General features: G+C 72.6%; 14 protein-coding genes. 11 read left to right on the forward strand and 3 right to left on the reverse strand.

The window, feature by feature from the left end:
• Window positions 1-178: 178 nt before the first annotated feature.
• From ACFV88_RS17140 to ACFV88_RS17170, 7 genes are all read left to right on the forward strand, one after another.
• Window positions 179-2,116 (forward strand): acyl-CoA dehydrogenase family protein, encoded by a 1,938-nt coding sequence (locus tag ACFV88_RS17140; RefSeq protein ID WP_385491652.1) that lies wholly within the window; start codon window positions 179-181, stop codon window positions 2,114-2,116.
• A gap of 155 nt (window positions 2,117-2,271) precedes the next feature.
• On the forward strand, window positions 2,272-3,549 hold the full coding sequence (gene dxr, locus ACFV88_RS17145; protein WP_385491655.1) for a 1-deoxy-D-xylulose-5-phosphate reductoisomerase: 1,278 nt from the start codon (window positions 2,272-2,274) through the stop codon (window positions 3,547-3,549).
• Window positions 3,546-4,847: a M50 family metallopeptidase gene (locus tag ACFV88_RS17150; protein WP_385491657.1), complete on the forward strand. Its 1,302-nt coding sequence runs from the start codon at window positions 3,546-3,548 to the stop codon at window positions 4,845-4,847. Before dxr ends, ACFV88_RS17150 begins: the two co-directional genes overlap by 4 nt.
• A gap of 174 nt (window positions 4,848-5,021) precedes the next feature.
• Window positions 5,022-6,179 carry a flavodoxin-dependent (E)-4-hydroxy-3-methylbut-2-enyl-diphosphate synthase gene (gene ispG, locus ACFV88_RS17155; protein ID WP_385491659.1) on the forward strand — a complete coding sequence of 386 codons (1,158 nt, stop codon included), beginning with the start codon at window positions 5,022-5,024 and terminating at the stop codon, window positions 6,177-6,179.
• A 180-nt stretch (window positions 6,180-6,359) separates the two neighbouring features.
• A complete protein-coding gene (locus ACFV88_RS17160) occupies window positions 6,360-7,208 on the forward strand; it encodes a GNAT family N-acetyltransferase (RefSeq protein WP_385491809.1) in 849 nt (282 codons plus the stop codon).
• A 73-nt stretch (window positions 7,209-7,281) separates the two neighbouring features.
• The gene (locus tag ACFV88_RS17165; RefSeq protein ID WP_385491662.1) at window positions 7,282-7,881 is read left to right on the forward strand and encodes a GNAT family N-acetyltransferase; all 600 of its coding nucleotides are present in this window, start codon (window positions 7,282-7,284) and stop codon (window positions 7,879-7,881) included.
• A gap of 88 nt (window positions 7,882-7,969) precedes the next feature.
• Window positions 7,970-9,664 (forward strand): proline--tRNA ligase, encoded by a 1,695-nt coding sequence (locus ACFV88_RS17170; RefSeq protein ID WP_385491665.1) that lies wholly within the window; start codon window positions 7,970-7,972, stop codon window positions 9,662-9,664.
• 547 nt (window positions 9,665-10,211) lie between these two features.
• Here the strand turns inward: ACFV88_RS17170 and ACFV88_RS17175 are convergent.
• From ACFV88_RS17175 to ACFV88_RS17185, 3 genes are read right to left on the reverse strand one after another with little or no spacing between them, the layout of a single operon-like run.
• On the reverse strand, window positions 10,212-11,126 hold the full coding sequence (locus ACFV88_RS17175) for an aminoglycoside phosphotransferase family protein (RefSeq protein ID WP_385491668.1): 915 nt from the start codon (window positions 11,124-11,126) through the stop codon (window positions 10,212-10,214).
• A 45-nt stretch (window positions 11,127-11,171) separates the two neighbouring features.
• A complete protein-coding gene (locus ACFV88_RS17180) occupies window positions 11,172-11,663 on the reverse strand; it encodes a ferritin-like domain-containing protein (RefSeq protein ID WP_385491671.1) in 492 nt (163 codons plus the stop codon).
• Entirely contained in the window at window positions 11,660-12,226 is a 567-nt protein-coding gene (locus ACFV88_RS17185) for a hypothetical protein (RefSeq protein ID WP_385491673.1), read from the reverse strand. Before ACFV88_RS17185 ends, ACFV88_RS17180 begins: the two co-directional genes overlap by 4 nt.
• 175 nt (window positions 12,227-12,401) lie before the next feature.
• On the opposite strand from ACFV88_RS17185, the gene rimP reads away from it, so the two are divergent.
• The 4 genes from rimP (at window position 12,402) to infB (ending at window position 17,653) form a co-directional block, all read left to right on the forward strand.
• Window positions 12,402-12,941, forward strand: a complete 540-nt coding sequence (gene rimP, locus ACFV88_RS17190) for a ribosome maturation factor RimP (RefSeq protein WP_385491675.1) — start codon at window positions 12,402-12,404, stop codon at window positions 12,939-12,941.
• A 2-nt stretch (window positions 12,942-12,943) separates the two neighbouring features.
• Entirely contained in the window at window positions 12,944-13,969 is a 1,026-nt protein-coding gene (gene nusA, locus ACFV88_RS17195) for a transcription termination factor NusA (RefSeq protein ID WP_385491677.1), read from the forward strand.
• 128 nt (window positions 13,970-14,097) lie between these two features.
• The gene (locus tag ACFV88_RS17200) at window positions 14,098-14,376 is read left to right on the forward strand and encodes a YlxR family protein (protein WP_385491680.1); all 279 of its coding nucleotides are present in this window, start codon (window positions 14,098-14,100) and stop codon (window positions 14,374-14,376) included.
• 151 nt (window positions 14,377-14,527) lie between these two features.
• Window positions 14,528-17,653 (forward strand): translation initiation factor IF-2, encoded by a 3,126-nt coding sequence (infB, locus tag ACFV88_RS17205; RefSeq protein ID WP_385491682.1) that lies wholly within the window; start codon window positions 14,528-14,530, stop codon window positions 17,651-17,653.
• The last annotated feature ends 36 nt before the right edge of the window (window positions 17,654-17,689 follow it).

Genomic DNA, 17,689 nt, shown 5'->3' on the forward strand with positions numbered 1-17,689 from the left:
GCCCGCGCCGCTCGCCCGCCGGGGCGGGGGCTCCGAAGCGGACGCGGACGTGCTTGGTCCGAACGGCGGCGGCACGCCTGGCTGACCGTGGGGGACCGGGGTACATACGGAGTAGCAGCACCACGGCCCCGGACGGGTCCGCCCCCGTGCCCCACCGAACAGCGGCGAGGTGTCCCTCATGACCGCATCACCCCCCAAGCAGGCCGTCACCGCCCGTGAGGCACGCCAGGTCGCCGAGGCCGCGCGCGAGCAGGACTGGCGGGGGCCCAGCTTCGCCAAGGAACTGTTCCTCGGCCGCTTCCGGCTGGACCTGATCCACCCGCACCCGGTGCCCGGTGACGACGCCGTCCGACGCGGTGAGCAGTTCCTCGCCAAGCTCCGCGACTTCTGCGAGGACGAGGTCGACTCCGCCCGCATCGAACGCGAGGCCCGCATCCCGGACGAGACGGTGACCCGCCTGCGGGAACTGGGCGCCTTCGGCATGAAGATCGACACCCGGTACGGGGGCCTCGGCCTCACCCAGGTGTACTACAACAAGGCCCTCGCCCTCGTCGGCTCCGCGAACCCCGCGATCGGCGCGCTGCTCTCCGCCCACCAGTCGATCGGCGTACCGCAGCCCCTGAAGCTGTTCGGCACCCAGGAGCAGCGCGACCGCTACCTGCCGCGCTGCGCCCGCGGGGACATCTCCGCGTTCCTGCTCACCGAACCGGACGTCGGCTCGGACCCGGCCCGGCTCGCCACGGCCGCCGTCCCGGACGGGGACGACTACGTCCTCGACGGGGTGAAGCTGTGGACCACCAACGGGGTGGTCGCCGACCTGCTCGTGGTGATGGCCCGGGTCCCGGAGAGCGAGGGCCACCCGGGCGGCATCACCGCGTTCGTGGTCGAGGCGGACTCCGAGGGCATCACCGTGGAGCACCGCAACGCCTTCATGGGGCTGCGCGGCATCGAGAACGGCGTCACCCGCTTCCACGGGGTGCGGGTGCCCGCCGGGAACCGGATCGGCCCCGAGGGCGCCGGCCTCAAGATCGCCCTGACCACGCTCAACACCGGCCGGCTCTCGCTGCCCGCGATGTGCGTCGGCGCCGGCAAGTGGTGCCTGAAGATCGCCCGCGAATGGTCGGGCGTCCGGGAACAGTGGGGCCGGCCCATCGGTCGGCACGAGGCCGTCGGCGGGAAGGTCGCCTTCATCGCGGCGACCACCTTCGCCCTGGAGGCCGTCCTCGACCTGTCCTCGCAGCTGGCGGACGACCATCGCAACGACATCCGGATCGAGGCGGCCCTCGCCAAGTTGTACGGGTCCGAGATGGCGTGGCGGATGGCCGACGACCTCGTCCAGATCCGCGGGGGACGGGGCTTCGAGACGGCCGAGTCGCTGGCCGCCCGCGGCGAGCGGGCGGTCCCCGCCGAGCAGCTGCTGCGCGATCTGCGGATCAACCGGATCTTCGAGGGGTCCACCGAGATCATGCACCTGCTGATCGCCCGCGAGGCCGTCGACGCCCACCTCTCCGTCGCCGGCGACCTGATCGACCCGGACACCTCGCTCCAGGACAAGGCGCGGGCCGGGGCGCGGGCCGGCGGCTTCTACGCCCGTTGGCTGCCGAAACTGGTCACCGGCCCCGGACAGCTCCCCACCTCGTACGGCGCCTTCCACCCCACCGGGCACGCGGACCTCGCCGGTCACCTGCGGTACGTCGAACGGACCTCGCGCCGGCTCGCCCGGTCCGTGTTCTACGGGATGTCCCGCTGGCAGGGCCGGTTGGAGACCAAACAGGGCTTCCTGGGCCGCATCGTGGACATCGGCGCGGAACTGTTCGCGATGAGCGCGGCGTGCGTACGGGCCGAGCACCTGAGGCAGCGCGGCGACCACGGCCGGGAGGCCTACCAGCTCGCCGACGCGTTCTGCCGGCAGGCCCGGGTCCGCGCCGACGAACTCTTCGGCCGGCTGTGGACCAACGCCGACGCGTCCGACCGCACCCTGGTCGCGGCGGTGCTCGACGGCTCCCACACCTGGCTCGAACACGGGATCGTGGACCCCAGCGGCGACGGCCCCTGGATCGCCGACGTCGCCCCCGGCCCCGCCGCCGGACCCGACCGGCACCGCCCCGTGCCCTGACCGCGCCGTCAGGCCCGTACCCGCCCGCGCACCCGGCTCGGGCGGGGTCCCTCCGGCCCTCGGCGCGCCCGCGTTCGGCGTCCGCGGGAGCCCGGGGGCGCCGAACAGCCCCGGGGTCGCTGCCGGTCGGCGCGGCGACCCGTAAGAATGGGGGAATGACCGACAGCCCCGCCCCCCTCGCAGACCCGCACGTCGTCTTCGACCCCCGTCCGGCCGGAGACCGCAGGGACATCGTGATCCTCGGCTCCACGGGGTCGATCGGCACCCAGGCCATCGACCTCGTCCGGCGCAACCCCGACCGATTCCGGGTCACCGCCCTGTCCGCCGCGGGCGGCAACGTCGACCTCCTTGCCGAGCAGGCGCACACCCTCGACGTGGAGACCGTGGCGGTCGCCCGCGAGGACGCCGTTCCCGCGCTGCGTGCGGCGCTGACCGCGCGGTACGGCACCGGGCGGGCCCTGCCGACGCTCCTCGCCGGACCGTCGGCCGCCGCGGAGCTGGCCGCCTCCGACTGCCACACCGTGCTCAACGGCATCACCGGCTCCATCGGGCTCGCCCCGACCCTGGCGGCCCTGGAGGCGGGGCGCAGCCTGGCGCTCGCCAACAAGGAGTCGCTGATCGTGGGCGGCCCCCTGGTCAAGGCGGTGGCGCAACCGGGGCAGATCATCCCCGTGGACTCCGAACACGCGGCCCTGTTCCAGGCGCTCGCCGCGGGCACCCGCGCCGACGTCCGCAAACTGGTCGTCACCGCGTCCGGCGGACCCTTCCGCGGCCGGACCAAGGCCGAGCTCGCCGACGTCACCCCGGCGGACGCCCTCGCGCACCCCACCTGGGCCATGGGCCCGGTGATCAGCATCAACTCCGCGACCCTCGTCAACAAGGGCCTGGAGGTGATCGAGGCCCATCTGCTGTACGACATCCCCTTCGACCGCATCGAGGTCGTCGTCCACCCGCAGTCCTACGTGCACTCGATGGTCGAGTTCACCGACGGCTCCACGCTGGCCCAGGCCACCCCGCCCGACATGGGCGGACCCATCGCCATCGGCCTGGGGTGGCCGGCCCGGGTGCCGGACGCCGCCCCCGCCTTCGACTGGAGCGGCGCCTCCACGTGGGAGTTCTTCCCCCTGGACACCGAGGCCTTCCCCTCCGTCGGCCTCGCCCGGCACGTGGGGGCGCTCGCGGGAACGGCTCCGGCAGTGTTCAATGCCGCCAACGAGGAGTGCGTTGACGCGTTCCTGAACGGCGCCCTGCCGTTCAACGGCATCATGGAGACCGTCACCGAGGTCGTCACCGAACACGGCACCCCGCGCACGGGAACTTCCCTGACCGTGCAGGACGTCCTCGAAGCGGAGACCTGGGCACGTGCCCGGGCCCGTGAACTGACGGCACAGGCGACCAGGACAGCGAAGAAGACCGCGGAGGCGCGTGCATGACACTCCTGATGACCATCCTCGGGATAGTGGTCTTCGCCATCGGCCTGATGTTCTCGATCGCGTGGCACGAACTCGGCCACCTGTCGACCGCCAAGCTCTTCGGCATCCGCGTCCCGCAGTACATGGTCGGCTTCGGGCCGACCCTGTGGTCGCGCAAGAAGGGCGAGACGGAGTACGGCATCAAGGCGATCCCGCTCGGCGGCTACATCCGCATGATCGGGATGTTCCCGCCCGGCGCCGACGGCCGGGTGGAGGCCCGCTCCACCTCCCCGTGGCGCGGCATGATCGAGGACGCCCGCACCGCGGCCTACGAGGAACTGGAACCGGGCGACGAGAAGCGGCTCTTCTACACCCGCAAGCCCTGGAAACGCGTCATCGTCATGTTCGCCGGGCCGTTCATGAACCTGGTCCTGGCCGTGGCGATCTTCCTCGGCGTGCTGATGACCTTCGGCATCGAGCAGCAGACGACCTCGGTCGGGGCGGTCTCCGACTGCGTGATCCAGCAGAGCGAGAACCGGACCAAGTGCGAGACGGGTGACCAGGCGGCCCCCGCCAAGCAGGCCGGGCTCCGGGCCGGGGACAAGATCGTGGCCTTCAATGGCGAGTCGGTCGGCGACTGGTCCGCCCTCCAGTCCCGCATCCGCGACACCGTCGGACCGGCCACCCTCACCGTCGAGCGGGACGGCCGGCGCGAGGAACTCCAGGCCACCCTGATCAAGAACCAGGTCGGCAAGACCGACGGCAAGGGCGGTTACGTCGAGGGGGAGTACGTCACCGCGGGCTTCCTCGGCTTCACCCCGGCCACCGGGATCGTCGAACAGTCCTTCGGTCAGTCCGTGGACCGGATGGGCGACATGATGGTCGGCGGCGTCGAGTCGCTGATAGCGCTGCCCTCCAAGGTCCCCGCCCTGTGGGACGCGGCCTTCGGTGACGGTCCGCGCGAGGCCGACTCGCCGATGGGCGTCGTCGGGGCGGCCCGGGTCGGCGGTGAGGTGCTGAACCTTGACATCCCGCCGGAGAACCAGGTCGCGATGATGCTGTTCCTGGTCGCGGGCTTCAACCTCTCGCTGTTCCTGTTCAACATGCTGCCCCTGCTCCCGCTCGACGGCGGGCACATCGCGGGCGCCGCGTGGGAGTCCGTACGGCGGGCCGTCGCACGGGTGTTCAAGCGGCCCGACCCGGGACCCTTCGACGTGGCCAAACTGATGCCCGTCGCCTACGTCGTCGCCGGAGTGTTCGTCTGCTTCACGCTCCTCGTCCTCATCGCTGACCTCGTGAATCCGGTCCGAATCTCCTGACGACCCCCGGCGCGCAGCCGTTCACGGCGGCCGGACAGTACGTCTGTCCGGCCGCCCACCCGTGAGGTGCACGGGGCGGCGCGATGTGCCCCGGGCGGTACCGGTGCCGTAATCTGAGGGATCGGAGCCCGCTGATGACGGGACCTCGATCCACACCTTGGGGTTGCACACCAGATGACTGCGATTTCGCTCGGCATGCCGTCCGTTCCGACCAAGCTCGCCGAACGCCGCAAGAGCCGGCAGATCCAGGTCGGGTCCGTCGCGGTGGGTGGCGACGCGCCGGTCTCGGTCCAGTCGATGACGACCACGCGCACCTCCGACATCGGGGCGACGCTCCAGCAGATCGCCGAGCTGACGGCCTCCGGCTGCCAGATCGTCCGGGTGGCCTGCCCCACCCAGGACGACGCCGACGCCCTCTCGATCATCGCCCGCAAGTCTCAGATTCCGGTCATCGCGGACATCCACTTCCAGCCGAAGTACGTCTTCGCGGCGATCGACGCGGGCTGCGCCGCGGTCCGGGTCAACCCCGGCAACATCAAGCAGTTCGACGACAAGGTGCGCGAGATCGCGAAGGCCGCGGGCGAGACGGGCACCCCCATCCGCATCGGCGTGAACGCGGGCTCGCTGGACCGCCGACTGCTCCAGAAGTACGGCAAGGCGACCCCCGAGGCCCTCGTCGAGTCGGCGCTGTGGGAGGCCTCGCTGTTCGAGGAGCACGGGTTCCGCGACATCAAGATCTCCGTCAAGCACAACGACCCGGTGATCATGGTGAACGCGTACCGCCAGCTCGCCGCCCAGTCCGACTACCCGCTGCACCTGGGCGTCACCGAGGCCGGCCCGGCCTTCCAGGGCACCATCAAGTCGGCCGTCGCGTTCGGCGCCCTGCTCGCCGAGGGCATCGGCGACACCATCCGGGTCTCCCTCTCGGCCCCGCCGGCCGAGGAGATCAAGGTCGGCATCCAGATCCTGGAGTCGCTCAACCTGCGCCAGCGCCGCCTGGAGATCGTGTCGTGCCCCTCGTGCGGCCGCGCCCAGGTGGACGTCTACAAGCTCGCCGAGGAGGTCACCGCCGGCCTGGAGGGCATGGAGGTGCCGCTGCGGGTCGCCGTGATGGGCTGCGTGGTGAACGGCCCCGGCGAGGCCCGCGAGGCGGACCTCGGCGTCGCCTCCGGCAACGGCAAGGGCCAGATCTTCGTGAAGGGCGAGGTCATCAAGACCGTCCCCGAGTCCAAGATCGTGGAGACCCTGATCGACGAGGCCATGAAGATCGCCGAGCAGATGGAGAAGGACGGCGTCGCCTCCGGCGAACCCACCATCTCCGTCGCCGGCTGACCCGTACCGCTCCGGGCCTGCCCCCACCCGGGCCGCACCCCCGTGACGACACCCGTCGCGGGCACCGGCGACCCGCCCGGGACGGGCCCCACGGTCCGCCCCCGCACGGGCAGCGCACGGCTCCTCACCGGCAGGTACAGTGCCAGGACCAGCAGCCCACCCGGTGAGGCCCCCGCACCCGTGTTGACCCAGACCACCACCAGGGTCCTCGAACCGAGCGACCTAGCAGCCGCCCTCACGGTCCTCGACCGCGACCCGGTGGCCAACGCCTTCGTGACCTCACGGGTCCAGGTCGCCGGCCTGGACCCCTGGCGCCTCGGCGGCGAGATGTGGGGCTGGTACGAGGACGGCGCCCTGGCGTCCCTCTGCTACGCGGGCGCCAACCTGGTCCCCCTCTGCGCCACCCCGCGGGCCGTCCGCGGCTTCGCCGACCGCGCCCGCCGCGCCGGCCGCCGCTGCTCCTCCATCGTGGGCCCCGCCGAGACCACCGCCGAACTGTGGCGACTCCTCGAACCGTCCTGGGGCCCCGCCCGCGAGGTCCGGCCCAACCAACCCCTGATGGTCACCGACCGACTCTCCGACACCGTCACCCCCGACCCGTACGTCCGCCGCGTCCGCAAGGACGAAATGGAAACGATCATGCCTGCGTGCGTGGCCATGTTCACCGAGGAGGTCGGGGTCTCCCCGCTCGCCGGCGACGGCGGACTGCTCTACCAGGCGAGGGTCGCCGAACTGGTCGGCGCGGGACGGTCCTTCGCCCGGGTCGACCGGGACGGCAAGGTCGTCTTCAAGGCGGAGATCGGCGCCGCCACCCCGCGGGCCTGCCAGATCCAGGGCGTCTGGGTCGCCCCCGAGTACCGGGGACAGGGCTTCGCGGCCCCCGGCATGGCGGCCGTGCTGCGCTACGCCCTCGCCGACGTCGCCCCCGTGGTGAGCCTCTACGTGAACGACTACAACACCGCGGCCCGCGCCGCCTACCGCAGGGTCGGTTTCCGTGAGACCGGCGCGTTCATGAGCGTCCTGTTCTGACCTCCCCGCGCCGAGCGTCGCTCCCCGGCCCGCTCCCCGTACCGGCTGGTCGGCCCCGGGGTACGCTCCCCGCATGTTGCGGATTCCCGGGTTCGGCTCGCGCACGCCCGACGACTTCACGATCGGGCCCCTGGACCTCGCGGCCCGGGTCGACGAGGCCCTGGCCGTGCAGGCCGACGCGTTCGGCCTGGGCCGGGACGAGGTCAACGTGCGCCGTCAGATCGTCCTGCGACACATGAACCAGCCCGGCGCCCGCGCGTTCGGCGCCACCCTCGGGGACGACCGGCTCGTCGGATTCGTGTACGGCATGCCCAACGACCGCACCCACTGGTGGTCGACCGTGGTCCAGCCCTACCTCAGGCTCCAGGGCAACGACGGCTGGCTCGACGACGCCTTCGTCATCACCGAACTCCACGTGCGCACCCGGCACCAGAACCGGGGCATCGGCCGTTCCCTGATCACCACGATCACGGACGACGCGCCGCACCCCCGCTCGATCCTGTCGGCGATCGACACCGAGAGCCCGGCCCGGGCGCTGTACCGCGCCCTCGGCTACCGCGACCTCGCCCGACAGGTCCACTTCCCCAGCGCCCCACGGCCGTACGTGATCATGGGCGCGCCGTTGCCGCTGCTGCGCGGGGAGCCCGCCCGACCCGCCCGCCGGGCCCCCTGACCCCCCTGGCGCCGCGTAACCGATTTCCGCCCGCCCGGCGGGCCCGGCTAACCTCCTGCCCATCACCCTTTCCACGCAGGAGTTCACCATGGCCCAGGTCCAGCGCATGTCCCGATTGATGGTCAAGACACTGCGCGACGACCCGGCGGACGCCGAGACGCTCAGCCACAAGCTGCTGGTCCGCGCCGGATACGTGCGCCGCAACGCGGCGGGCATCTGGACCTGGCTCCCGCTCGGCAAGAAGGTCCTCGACAACATCTCGCGCGTGGTCCGCGAGGAGATGGACGCCATCGGCGCCCAGGAGGTCCTGCTGCCCGCCCTGCTGCCCAAGGAGCCCTACGAGGCTTCGGCGCGCTGGGAGGAGTACGGCGACCTGCTGTTCCGGCTCAAGGACCGCAAGGGCGGCGAGTACCTGCTCGGCCCCACCCACGAAGAGATCTTCACGCTCGTCGTCAAGGACCAGGTGGCGTCCTACAAGGACCTTCCGGTCATGCTGTACCAGATCCAGACGAAGTACCGCGACGAGGCCCGTCCCCGCTCCGGCGTGCTGCGCGGACGCGAGTTCCAGATGAAGGACTCGTACTCCTTCGACACCACCGACGAGGGGCTCGCCGAGTCCTACCGGCTGCACCGCGGGGCCTACCAGAAGATCTTCCAGCGCCTCGGCCTCGACTACCGGATCGTGTCGGCCGTCTCCGGTGCGATGGGCGGCTCCGCCTCCGAGGAGTTCCTGGCCCCCGCAGCCGCCGGCGAGGACACCTTCGTGGACTGTCCCGCCTGTGACTACGCCGCCAACACCGAGGCCGTCACCTTCGCGCTGACCCCCGTCGACGGCGCCGAGCACGGGCCCGTCGAGGAGCTGGACACCCCCGACACCCCGACCATCGAGACCCTCGCCGAGCACCTGGGCGTCCCCGCCTCGGCCACCCTGAAGAACCTCCTGGTGAAGGTCGACGGCGAGATCGTCGCCGTCGGCGTGCCCGGCGACCGCGAGGTGGACCTGGGCAAGCTCGGCGAGCACCTCGCCCCGGCCGTGGTGGAACTGGTCACCGCCGAGGACTTCGAGGGCCGCCCCGACCTCGTCCGCGGCTACGTCGGCCCGCAGGGACTGGAGAAGGTCCGTTACGTCGCGGACCCGCGGATCGCGCCCGGCACCGCCTGGATCACCGGCGCCAACAAGCCCGACACCCACGCCCGCAACGTCGTCTGCGGCCGTGACTTCACCGTGGACGACTACCTCGACGTCGTCGTGGTCGAGGAGGGCGACCCCTGCCCGAAGTGCGGCACCGGCCTCAAGCTGGGCCGCGCGATCGAGATCGGCCACATCTTCCAGCTCGGCCGCAAGTACGCCGACACCTTCCAGCTCGACGTGCTCGGCCAGCAGGGCAAGCCCGTCCGGGTGACCATGGGCTCCTACGGCATCGGCGTCTCCCGCGCGGTGGCCGCGCTGGCCGAGCAGTCCGCCGACGAGCAGGGGCTCTGCTGGCCGCGGGAGATCGCCCCCGCCGACGTGCACGTCGTCGCCGCGGGCAAGGCCGCGCAGACGGAGCTGGCGCTCGACGTCTCCGAGCAGCTGGCCGCGGCGGGTCTGCGGGTGCTCGTGGACGAGCGTGCGGGGGTGTCGCCCGGGGTCAAGTTCACCGACGCGGAGCTGATCGGGGTGCCGACCATCGTCGTCGCGGGGCGGCGGACCGCCGAGGGCGTCGTCGAGGTGAAGGACCGGCGGACCGGTGAGCGCGAGGAACTGACCGTTGCGGAAGCGGTGGCCCGCTTGACCGCGTAGCGGTTCGTGGTTCAGCGCGGGTGCGTCGTGCTTGCCCGCGCAGTTCCCCGCGCCCCTCAGGGGGCGCCTGCGGCGGTGCGTCGTCGGGTGCGGGTCCGCTGCGGTTGCTCGCGCAGTTCCCCGCGCCCCTGCCGGGGCCCGGCCCGGTCCGCCCCGCAGAGAGCCCCGCACCCCTGACGGGCCCGGACCGGCCCGGCCCACAGAGCGCCCCGCGACCCGGACGGGCTGAACCGGCCCGGCCCACGGAACGCCCCGCGCCCCTGACGGGCCCGGACCGGCCCGGCCCACAGAGCGCCCCGATAGGGGCGCGGGGAACTGCGCGAGGCTGGGGCGTACGCCGACGGAACAGCGCACCCGCGGCGGGTCGCACCCGATCAGGGGCGCGGGGAACTGCGCGAAGCTGGGGCGTACGCCGACGGAACAGCGCAGGCGCAGCGGGTCGCACCTGGTCAGGGGCGCGGGGAACTGCGCGAAACTGCGTCGCACCGCGCGGAACAGCGCACGCGCAGCGGGCCGCACCGAAGGGGCGCGGACCACCACAGCACCGCTACAACCACGTGGCGTACTCCAGAAGAAGCTCCGCGTCCCCGGGGCGCCCCGAGCCCCGGGACCGCACCGCGGACTCGACCGCCCGGAACAGCGCCCACCCCCGCACCCGCTCCGGGTCCACCTCCAGCGACTCCGCCAGCCGGCGAACCCGCCGCCGAGCCACCCCCGCCCCGGACGACGTGGCGACCAGGTCCTCCACCCGGTCCCGCACCAGCCGCGCGAGGTCGTACGCGGGGTCGCCCACCAGCGGCTCGGGCCCCACCGCCAGCCACGGCGTCCGCTCCCCGGCCAGCACCTTGCTCTGCCGGAACGTCCCGTGCAGCAGCCGCTCGTCCACGGGCACCGCCAACAGCTCGTCGCGTGCGTCGAGCGCCGCCGTCACGAGCTCGGCGACCTCCGGGTCGGTGGCCGACTTCACCACGGCGGCCTGCCGCCCGGTCAGTTCGGCGACCGTCCCGAACCCGTGGTCCACCGGCGGCTGGACCCACAGCCGCCGCAGCACGCCCGCGGCCTCCAACATCGCCTTGGCCTCCGGCAGCGACCGCACGGACACGTCCGGCTGCAACCGTTCCAGCAGCATCCCGCCCGCGACGGGAGCACCGGGCAGCACCCGTACGGCCCCCAGGCCGCCCCAGTGCTCCAGCGCCGCCCGCTCCTGCTCCGGGTGCGCACCGGGCGGCGCCAGCTTCAGCGCGGCGGACGTCCCGTCCGACCGGCCCACCAGTACGACCAGCCCACTGCGCCCCCCGGGCACCGGCACCCGTTCCACCGTCAGCCCGGCACCGGCCACCGCCTGGTCCAGGAGCCGGGGCAGGGCGTCGAGCCACGCCCCGTCGGGCCCCGTCTCGCGGGTGGTGTCCGCGCGTGCCTCGGCCAGCGCCCGGACCAGGCGTTCCGGCGCTTCGAAAACCATGAGCGGGGGGTGTCCTTCCTGAACGTGTCGCGGGCCGCGCCCGAACTAGCGGGATGCCCGCGGGGCCGGCGAACCACCCGGGCCCGCGGACCGCTCGGCGAGCCCAGGGAAGGCTACGCTGCCGCCCCGCCAGCGCGCCGCGCGGACCGCCGCCTCCCGCAGCGCGTCCACCGCCGACCGCCGCCGCGCCCCCTGCGAGGCCCGGACCAGGTCGGCGTACACCCCGGCGAGCCGGTCCTCCAACTGGGCGGCCAGCCGGACCGCACTGCCGGTGTCCGCCACCGGGAACGGCAGCGCGTAGCCGGGCGCCGCCGGCACCGGGTCCCCGCCGAGGTCCCGCACCGCGCGCTGCCAGGCGTCACGGCGGGCCCGGTGCGCGTCGTGCGCGGCGCGGGCCTCGCCCCGCCGGTCCTCGTGCACCTTGCCGCCGACCACCCCGTAGCCGTACACGGCGGCGTGTTCGGCGTCCAGGGCCGCGCGCAACGCCGTCAGCTCGGCGGCCTTCGCCCGCTCCCGGGCACTGGGCTCGTCGGTCACTTGTCGCCCTCCGTCAACAGGTACGCGTGCGCGGCGCCGGCCGCCGCGACCGAGGCGAGCAGCCGCGCCAGCTCGCCGGGGACCTCCAGGGCCCGTGCGGTCCGGGCGCCGGACAGCTTCCGCTCCTGCCCGGCGAGCCAGCCGAGCGCCTCGCGGGGCGCGCCCGGTACGGGCTCCGGGGCGGCGCCGGTGGCGGGGGAGGCGGGGGAGACCGAGCCGGTCGCGCCGGCGGACGCCTCGGGGGAGGCCGAGCGACCGGTCCGGTCGAACGCCTTCTCGTGGCTGGCGACCTCGGCCCGCAGCGGCGTCAGCCGTTTCGCGAGCGAGGGGTGCGCGGCGAGCACCCGGTCGTAGCGTTCGCCCAACTCCCGGCTCTCGTCGGCCGTGCGGACCCGGGCGCGTTCGGCGGCGGACGCCTGCTTCTTCGTCGTCCCCGACGGGTCGTCGGCGTCCGAGGTGCAGCCGGTGGTGACCGTGGCGGCCAGGCTGACGCCCGCGACACCCGCGAGCAGAGTCCTTCGGCGCGGCCCGGACCGGGCACGCGGCGGCAGGGGGAACGGCATGGCGGACGTCCTCGGGAACTCGCGGTGGCAGGACGGGAGACACGGGCTGTACGCCCGTGATCACCGTACCCGCACGGCCACCGGCCGCGGACGGCAACACCCTCCGGGAGCGGATACCCTTTGACCGGACACAGGACCTTCCCACAACAGCACACGCGGCCGAGGAGTCACCCGGATGAGCACCACCCAGAGCGAGAGGCTGCGCGAGCTGCTGGAACCGCTCGTGACCGCCCAGGAACTCGATCTCGAAGAGGTCAGCGTGTCTCCGGCGGGCAAGCGGCGCGTGCTGCGCGTGGTGGTGGACTCCGACGAGGGCGTGCTCCTTGACACCTGCGCGGAGCTGAGCCGGACGATCTCGGACGAACTCGACGCCACCGACGTGATGGGCTCCGGCGAGTACGTCCTGGAGGTCACCTCCCCCGGCGCCGACCGACCGCTCACCCTGCACCGCCACTACGTGCGGGCCACCGGCCGTCTGGTCCGCTTCCAGCTGGTCGCCGGCGGCGAGTTGACCGCCCGGATCAACCAAGTGGACGAGGACGGTCTCGACCTCGAAGTCCCCGGCGTCAAGGGCCGCAAGCCCACCGCCCGCAGGCTCGTGCTCGACGAGATCGCCAAGGCGCGGGTGGAGATCGAGTTCAACCGCAAGCAGACCACCGGCCCGGCCGGTGACGACACCGACCTGACCGACGACACGGAAGAAGAGGAGGCGTAGTCGTGGACATCGACATGAGTGCCCTGCGGGGCTTGGTGCGGGAGAAGGAGATCTCCTTCTCCCTGCTGGTCGAGGCGATCGAATCGGCCCTCCTCATCGCCTACCACCGCACCGAGGGAAGCCGGCGTCACGCGCGGGTGGAACTCAACCGCGAGACCGGTCACGTGACCGTCTGGGCGAAGGAGGACCCCGAGGACCTGGAGGAGGGGCAGGAGGCGCGCGAGTTCGACGACACCCCGTCGGACTTCGGCCGGATCGCCGCGACCACCGCCAAGCAGGTGATCCTCCAGCGACTGCGGGACGCCGAGGACGACGTGACGCTCGGCGAGTACGCGGGCCGCGAGGGCGACATCGTCACCGGTGTCGTCCAGCAGGGCCGCGACCCGCGCAACGTGCTCGTGGACATCGGCAAGCTGGAAGCCATCCTGCCCGTGCAGGAGCAGGTGCCCGGCGAGGAGTACCCGCACGGCATGCGGCTGCGGACGTACGTCGTCCGGGTGGCCAAGGGCGTGCGCGGTCCCTCCGTCACCCTTTCGCGCACCCACCCCAGCCTGGTGAAGAAGCTCTTCGCGCTGGAGGTGCCGGAGATCGCCGACGGGTCCGTCGAGATCGCGGCGATCGCGCGCGAGGCCGGACACCGTTCGAAGATCGCGGTCCGTTCGATGCGTTCCGGACTGAACGCCAAGGGCGCCTGCATCGGCCCGATGGGCGGTCGGGTCCGCAACGTCATGGCGGAACTGAACGGCGAGAAGATCGACATCGTCGACTGGTCCGACGACCCCGCGGACATGGTCGCCAACGCCCTGTCCCCCGCTCGGGTGACCAAGGTGGAGGTCGTGGACCTCGCGGCCCGCTCCGCCCGGGTGATCGTGCCCGACTACCAGCTGTCACTGGCGATCGGCAAGGAGGGCCAGAACGCCCGCCTCGCCGCCCGCCTCACCGGCTGGCGCATCGACATCCGCCCGGACACCGAGCAGGAGTCGGACCACTCTGACCGGTCTGACCGGTCTGAGTATCGGCGCCCCTGAGACGAGGGGCGGCTCCGCGGGCCAACCGCCCGCCCGCGGAGCCCCGCCGGATGCGTCGGCGGGAGAACCATCAGGTGAGTGGCCCGCCCCCGCAGGAATGGGGTCCGTACGGGGAGGTAGACTAGAACGTGTCTGGCCGGACGCAAGCCCGCGCACGCCCTGAACGCACCTGTGTGGGGTGTCGGGAGCGAGCGGCCAAGAACGAACTGCTGCGTATCGTGCAGAAGGGGGACGCATGCGTACCCGACCTTCGCGGTACGCTGCCCGGCCGGGGTGCGTACGTGCATCCCGTCCCGGTCTGTCTCGATCTGGCGGTGCGCCGTCGCGCTCTCGTCCGAGCCCTGAGGGCCCGGACACAGCTCGACACCCAGGCGCTGACCCAGGTGGTCACGGGTGACACCACGTAATACGTAACAGGTGCCGTGCGAAGTCCCGTGCGGCCCAGTACCTCGCGAGTTGGAAGTAGGTCGAGATTGCGATGAGCACTCGATGAGTACGCGATGAGTACGCCCATGAAGTAGCGACGGTCCGGCGTAACCCGGACCTCAAAGGAGCGAAGTGGCTAAGGTCCGGGTATACGAGCTCGCCAAGGAGTTCGGAGTAGAGAGCAAGGTCGTCATGGCCAAGCTCCAAGAACTCGGTGAATTCGTACGTTCGGCGTCCTCGACGATCGAGGCGCCCGTCGTACGCAAACTGACTGACGCATTCCAGGGTGGTGGCTCCGGCAGGTCCGGCGCGAAGCCCTCGGCCCCCAGGAAGGCAACGCCGCGGCCCCCGATGCCGCCGGCGCCTTCGTCGACTCCGGCTCCGACGGGTCAGACGACCCCCGGTGCCGCGCCGGCCGCACGTCCGGGTCCGCCGCGCCCGGCGGCCCCCAAGCCGCCCGCCGCGGAGCGTCCCGCCCCCCCGGCCCCCGGCCCGCGGCCCGCCCCGGCCCAGAAGCCGGCCCCGCGCCCCGCACCGGCCGCTCCGGCCGCGCCCGCGCCGGGAGTCCCCGAGTTCACGGCGCCCCCGGCGGCGCCCGCACGTCCCGCCGACGCTCCCCGCCAGGGCAACCGCCCCGGTGACGGTCCGCGTCCCGGCGGTCGCCCCGCCGGCCAGGGCGGACAGGGTGGCCAGGGCGGACAGCCGCGCGGCGGCGACCGTTCCGGTGCCCCGCGTCCCGGCGGCCAGGGCGCACGCCCCGGTGGCCAGGCCCCGCGTCCCGGTGCCCGCCCCGCGGGCCCGCGTCCGGGCAACAACCCGTTCACGTCCGGTGGTTCCACCGGCATGGCGCGTCCCCAGACGCCCCGTCCCGGTGGCGCCCCGCGTCCCGGTGGCGGTGCTCCCGGTGGCGCCCCGCGTCCCCAGGGCGCCGGTCAGGGCGGTCCCCGTCCGCAGGCCGGTCCCGGCGGTGCGCGTCCCACTCCGGGCGGCATGCCCCGTCCGCAGGCCCCGCGTCCCGGCGGCGGCCCCGGCGGCAACCGTCCGAACCCCGGCATGATGCCGCAGCGTCCGGCTGCCGGTCCCCGCCCCGGCGGTGGCCCGGGTGGCGGTCGCGGTCCCGGTGCCGGTGCCCGTCCGGGTGGCGGCGGCGGTCGTCCCGGTGGCGGCGGCGGCTTCGCCGGTCGTCCCGGCGGTGGCGGCGGCGGTGCCCGTCCCGGTGGTGGCGGCGGTTTCGCCGGTCGCCCCGGTGGCGGCGGTGGCGGCGGCTTCGGTGGCGGCGGTGGCCGTCCCGGCTTCGCCGGTCGTCCCGGCGGTCCCGGTGGCCGTGGTGGAACGCAGGGAGCCTTCGGTCGTCCCGGCGGTCCGGCCCGACGAGGTCGCAAGTCGAAGCGGCAGCGGCGCCAGGAGTACGAGGCCATGCAGGCCCCGTCGGTCGGCGGCGTGATGCTGCCCCGTGGCAACGGCGAGACCATTCGCCTGTCGCGCGGTGCGTCCCTCACCGACTTCGCGGAGAAGATCAACGCCAACCCGGCGTCGCTCGTCGCGGTCATGATGAACCTCGGTGAAATGGTCACCGCGACCCAGTCGGTCTCCGACGACACCTTGGTCATGCTGGCCGAGGAGATGAACTACGTCGTCCAGGTCGTCAGCCCCGAGGAGGAGGACCGCGAGCTCCTGGAGTCCTTCGACCTGGAGTTCGGCGAGGACGAGGGCGGCGAGGAGCACCTCGTCTCGCGTCCGCCGGTCGTCACCGTCATGGGTCACGTCGACCACGGAAAGACCCGACTGCTCGACGCCATCCGCAAGACGAACGTCATTGCGGGCGAGGCCGGTGGCATCACCCAGCACATCGGTGCCTACCAGGTCGCGACCGAGGTCAACGGCGACGACCGTCGCATCACCTTCATCGACACCCCGGGTCACGAGGCGTTCACCGCCATGCGTGCCCGCGGTGCCAAGTCGACCGACATCGCGATCCTCGTGGTGGCGGCCAACGACGGTGTGATGCCCCAGACGATCGAGGCGTTGAACCACGCCAAGGCGGCCGAGGTGCCGATCGTGGTCGCGGTCAACAAGATCGACGTCGAGGGTGCCGACCCGACCAAGGTGCGCGGCCAGCTCACCGAGTTCGGTCTGGTGGCCGAGGAGTACGGCGGCGACACCATGTTCGTCGACATCTCCGCCAAGCAGGGCCTGAACATCGACAGCCTGCTGGAGGCCGTCGTCCTCACCGCCGACGCCTCGCTCGACCTGCGGGCCAACCCGGAGCAGGACGCACAGGGCATCGCGATCGAGGCCCGTCTCGACCGGGGCCGCGGTGCCACCGCGACCGTCCTGGTCCAGCGCGGAACGCTGCGGGTCGGCGACACCATGGTCGTCGGTGACGCCTACGGTCGTGTCCGTGCCATGCACGACGACCAGGGCAACACCCTCGACGAGGCCGGTCCCTCCACCCCGGTGCAGGTCCTGGGTCTCACCAACGTCCCCGGCGCCGGCGACAACTTCATCGTCGTCGACGAGGACCGCACGGCCCGCCAGATCGCGGAGAAGCGTGCGGCGCGCGAGCGCAACGCGGCCTTCGCCAAGCGGGTGCGTCGCGTCTCCCTCGAGGACCTGGACAAGGTGCTCAAGGCCGGCGAGATCCAGCAGCTCAACCTCATCATCAAGGGCGACGCGTCCGGTTCGGTGGAGGCCCTCGAGTCCTCGCTGCTCCAGCTCGACGTCGGCGAAGAGGTCGACATCCGGGTGCTGCACCGCGGCGTCGGTGCGGTCACGGAGTCCGACATCGACCTGGCGATGGGCTCGGACGCCATCGTGATCGGCTTCAACGTGCGCGCCGCCGGGCGGGCACAGCAGATGGCCGAGCGCGAAGGCGTGGACGTCCGCTACTACTCGGTCATCTACCAGGCGATCGAAGAGATCGAAGCGGCCCTCAAGGGCATGCTCAAGCCGGAGTTCGAAGAGGTCGAGCTGGGCACGGCGGAGATCCGCGAGGTCTTCCGCTCGTCCAAGCTGGGCAACATCGCGGGTGTTCTCATCCGGTCCGGCGAGGTCAAGCGCAACACCAAGGCCCGCCTGCTCCGCGACGGCAAGGTCATCGCGGAGAGCCTCAACATCGAGGGCCTGCGCCGCTTCAAGGACGACGTCACCGAGATCCGCGAAGGGTTCGAGGGCGGTATCAACCTCGGCAACTTCAACGACATCAAGGTCGACGACGTCATCGCGACGTACGAGATGCGCGAGAAGCCGCGCGCCTAGTGCGCCCGGTGGTCGCCCGGCTTCCCGCCGGGCGGC

Origin of the sequence: Streptomyces sp. NPDC059816 (assembly GCF_042732055.1) — a bacterium.
Lineage (GTDB): Bacteria > Actinomycetota > Actinomycetes > Streptomycetales > Streptomycetaceae > Streptomyces.

Bases quoted from the DNA above. Each gene is read 5' to 3' on its own strand.
- dxr (WP_385491655.1), top strand. From the start codon at position 2,272: ATGACCGACAGCCCCGCCCCCCTCGCAGACCCGCACGTCGTCTTCGAC.
- ACFV88_RS17165 (WP_385491662.1), top strand. From the start codon at position 7,282: ATGTTGCGGATTCCCGGGTTCGGCTCGCGCACGCCCGACGACTTCACG.
- ACFV88_RS17150 (WP_385491657.1), top strand. From the start codon at position 3,546: ATGACACTCCTGATGACCATCCTCGGGATAGTGGTCTTCGCCATCGGC.
- rimP (WP_385491675.1), top strand. From the start codon at position 12,402: ATGAGCACCACCCAGAGCGAGAGGCTGCGCGAGCTGCTGGAACCGCTC.
- ACFV88_RS17140 (WP_385491652.1), top strand. From the start codon at position 179: ATGACCGCATCACCCCCCAAGCAGGCCGTCACCGCCCGTGAGGCACGC.
- ispG (WP_385491659.1), top strand. From the start codon at position 5,022: ATGACTGCGATTTCGCTCGGCATGCCGTCCGTTCCGACCAAGCTCGCC.
- ACFV88_RS17175 (WP_385491668.1), bottom strand. From the start codon at position 11,126: ATGGTTTTCGAAGCGCCGGAACGCCTGGTCCGGGCGCTGGCCGAGGCA.
- ACFV88_RS17185 (WP_385491673.1), bottom strand. From the start codon at position 12,226: ATGCCGTTCCCCCTGCCGCCGCGTGCCCGGTCCGGGCCGCGCCGAAGG.
- ACFV88_RS17170 (WP_385491665.1), top strand. From the start codon at position 7,970: ATGGCCCAGGTCCAGCGCATGTCCCGATTGATGGTCAAGACACTGCGC.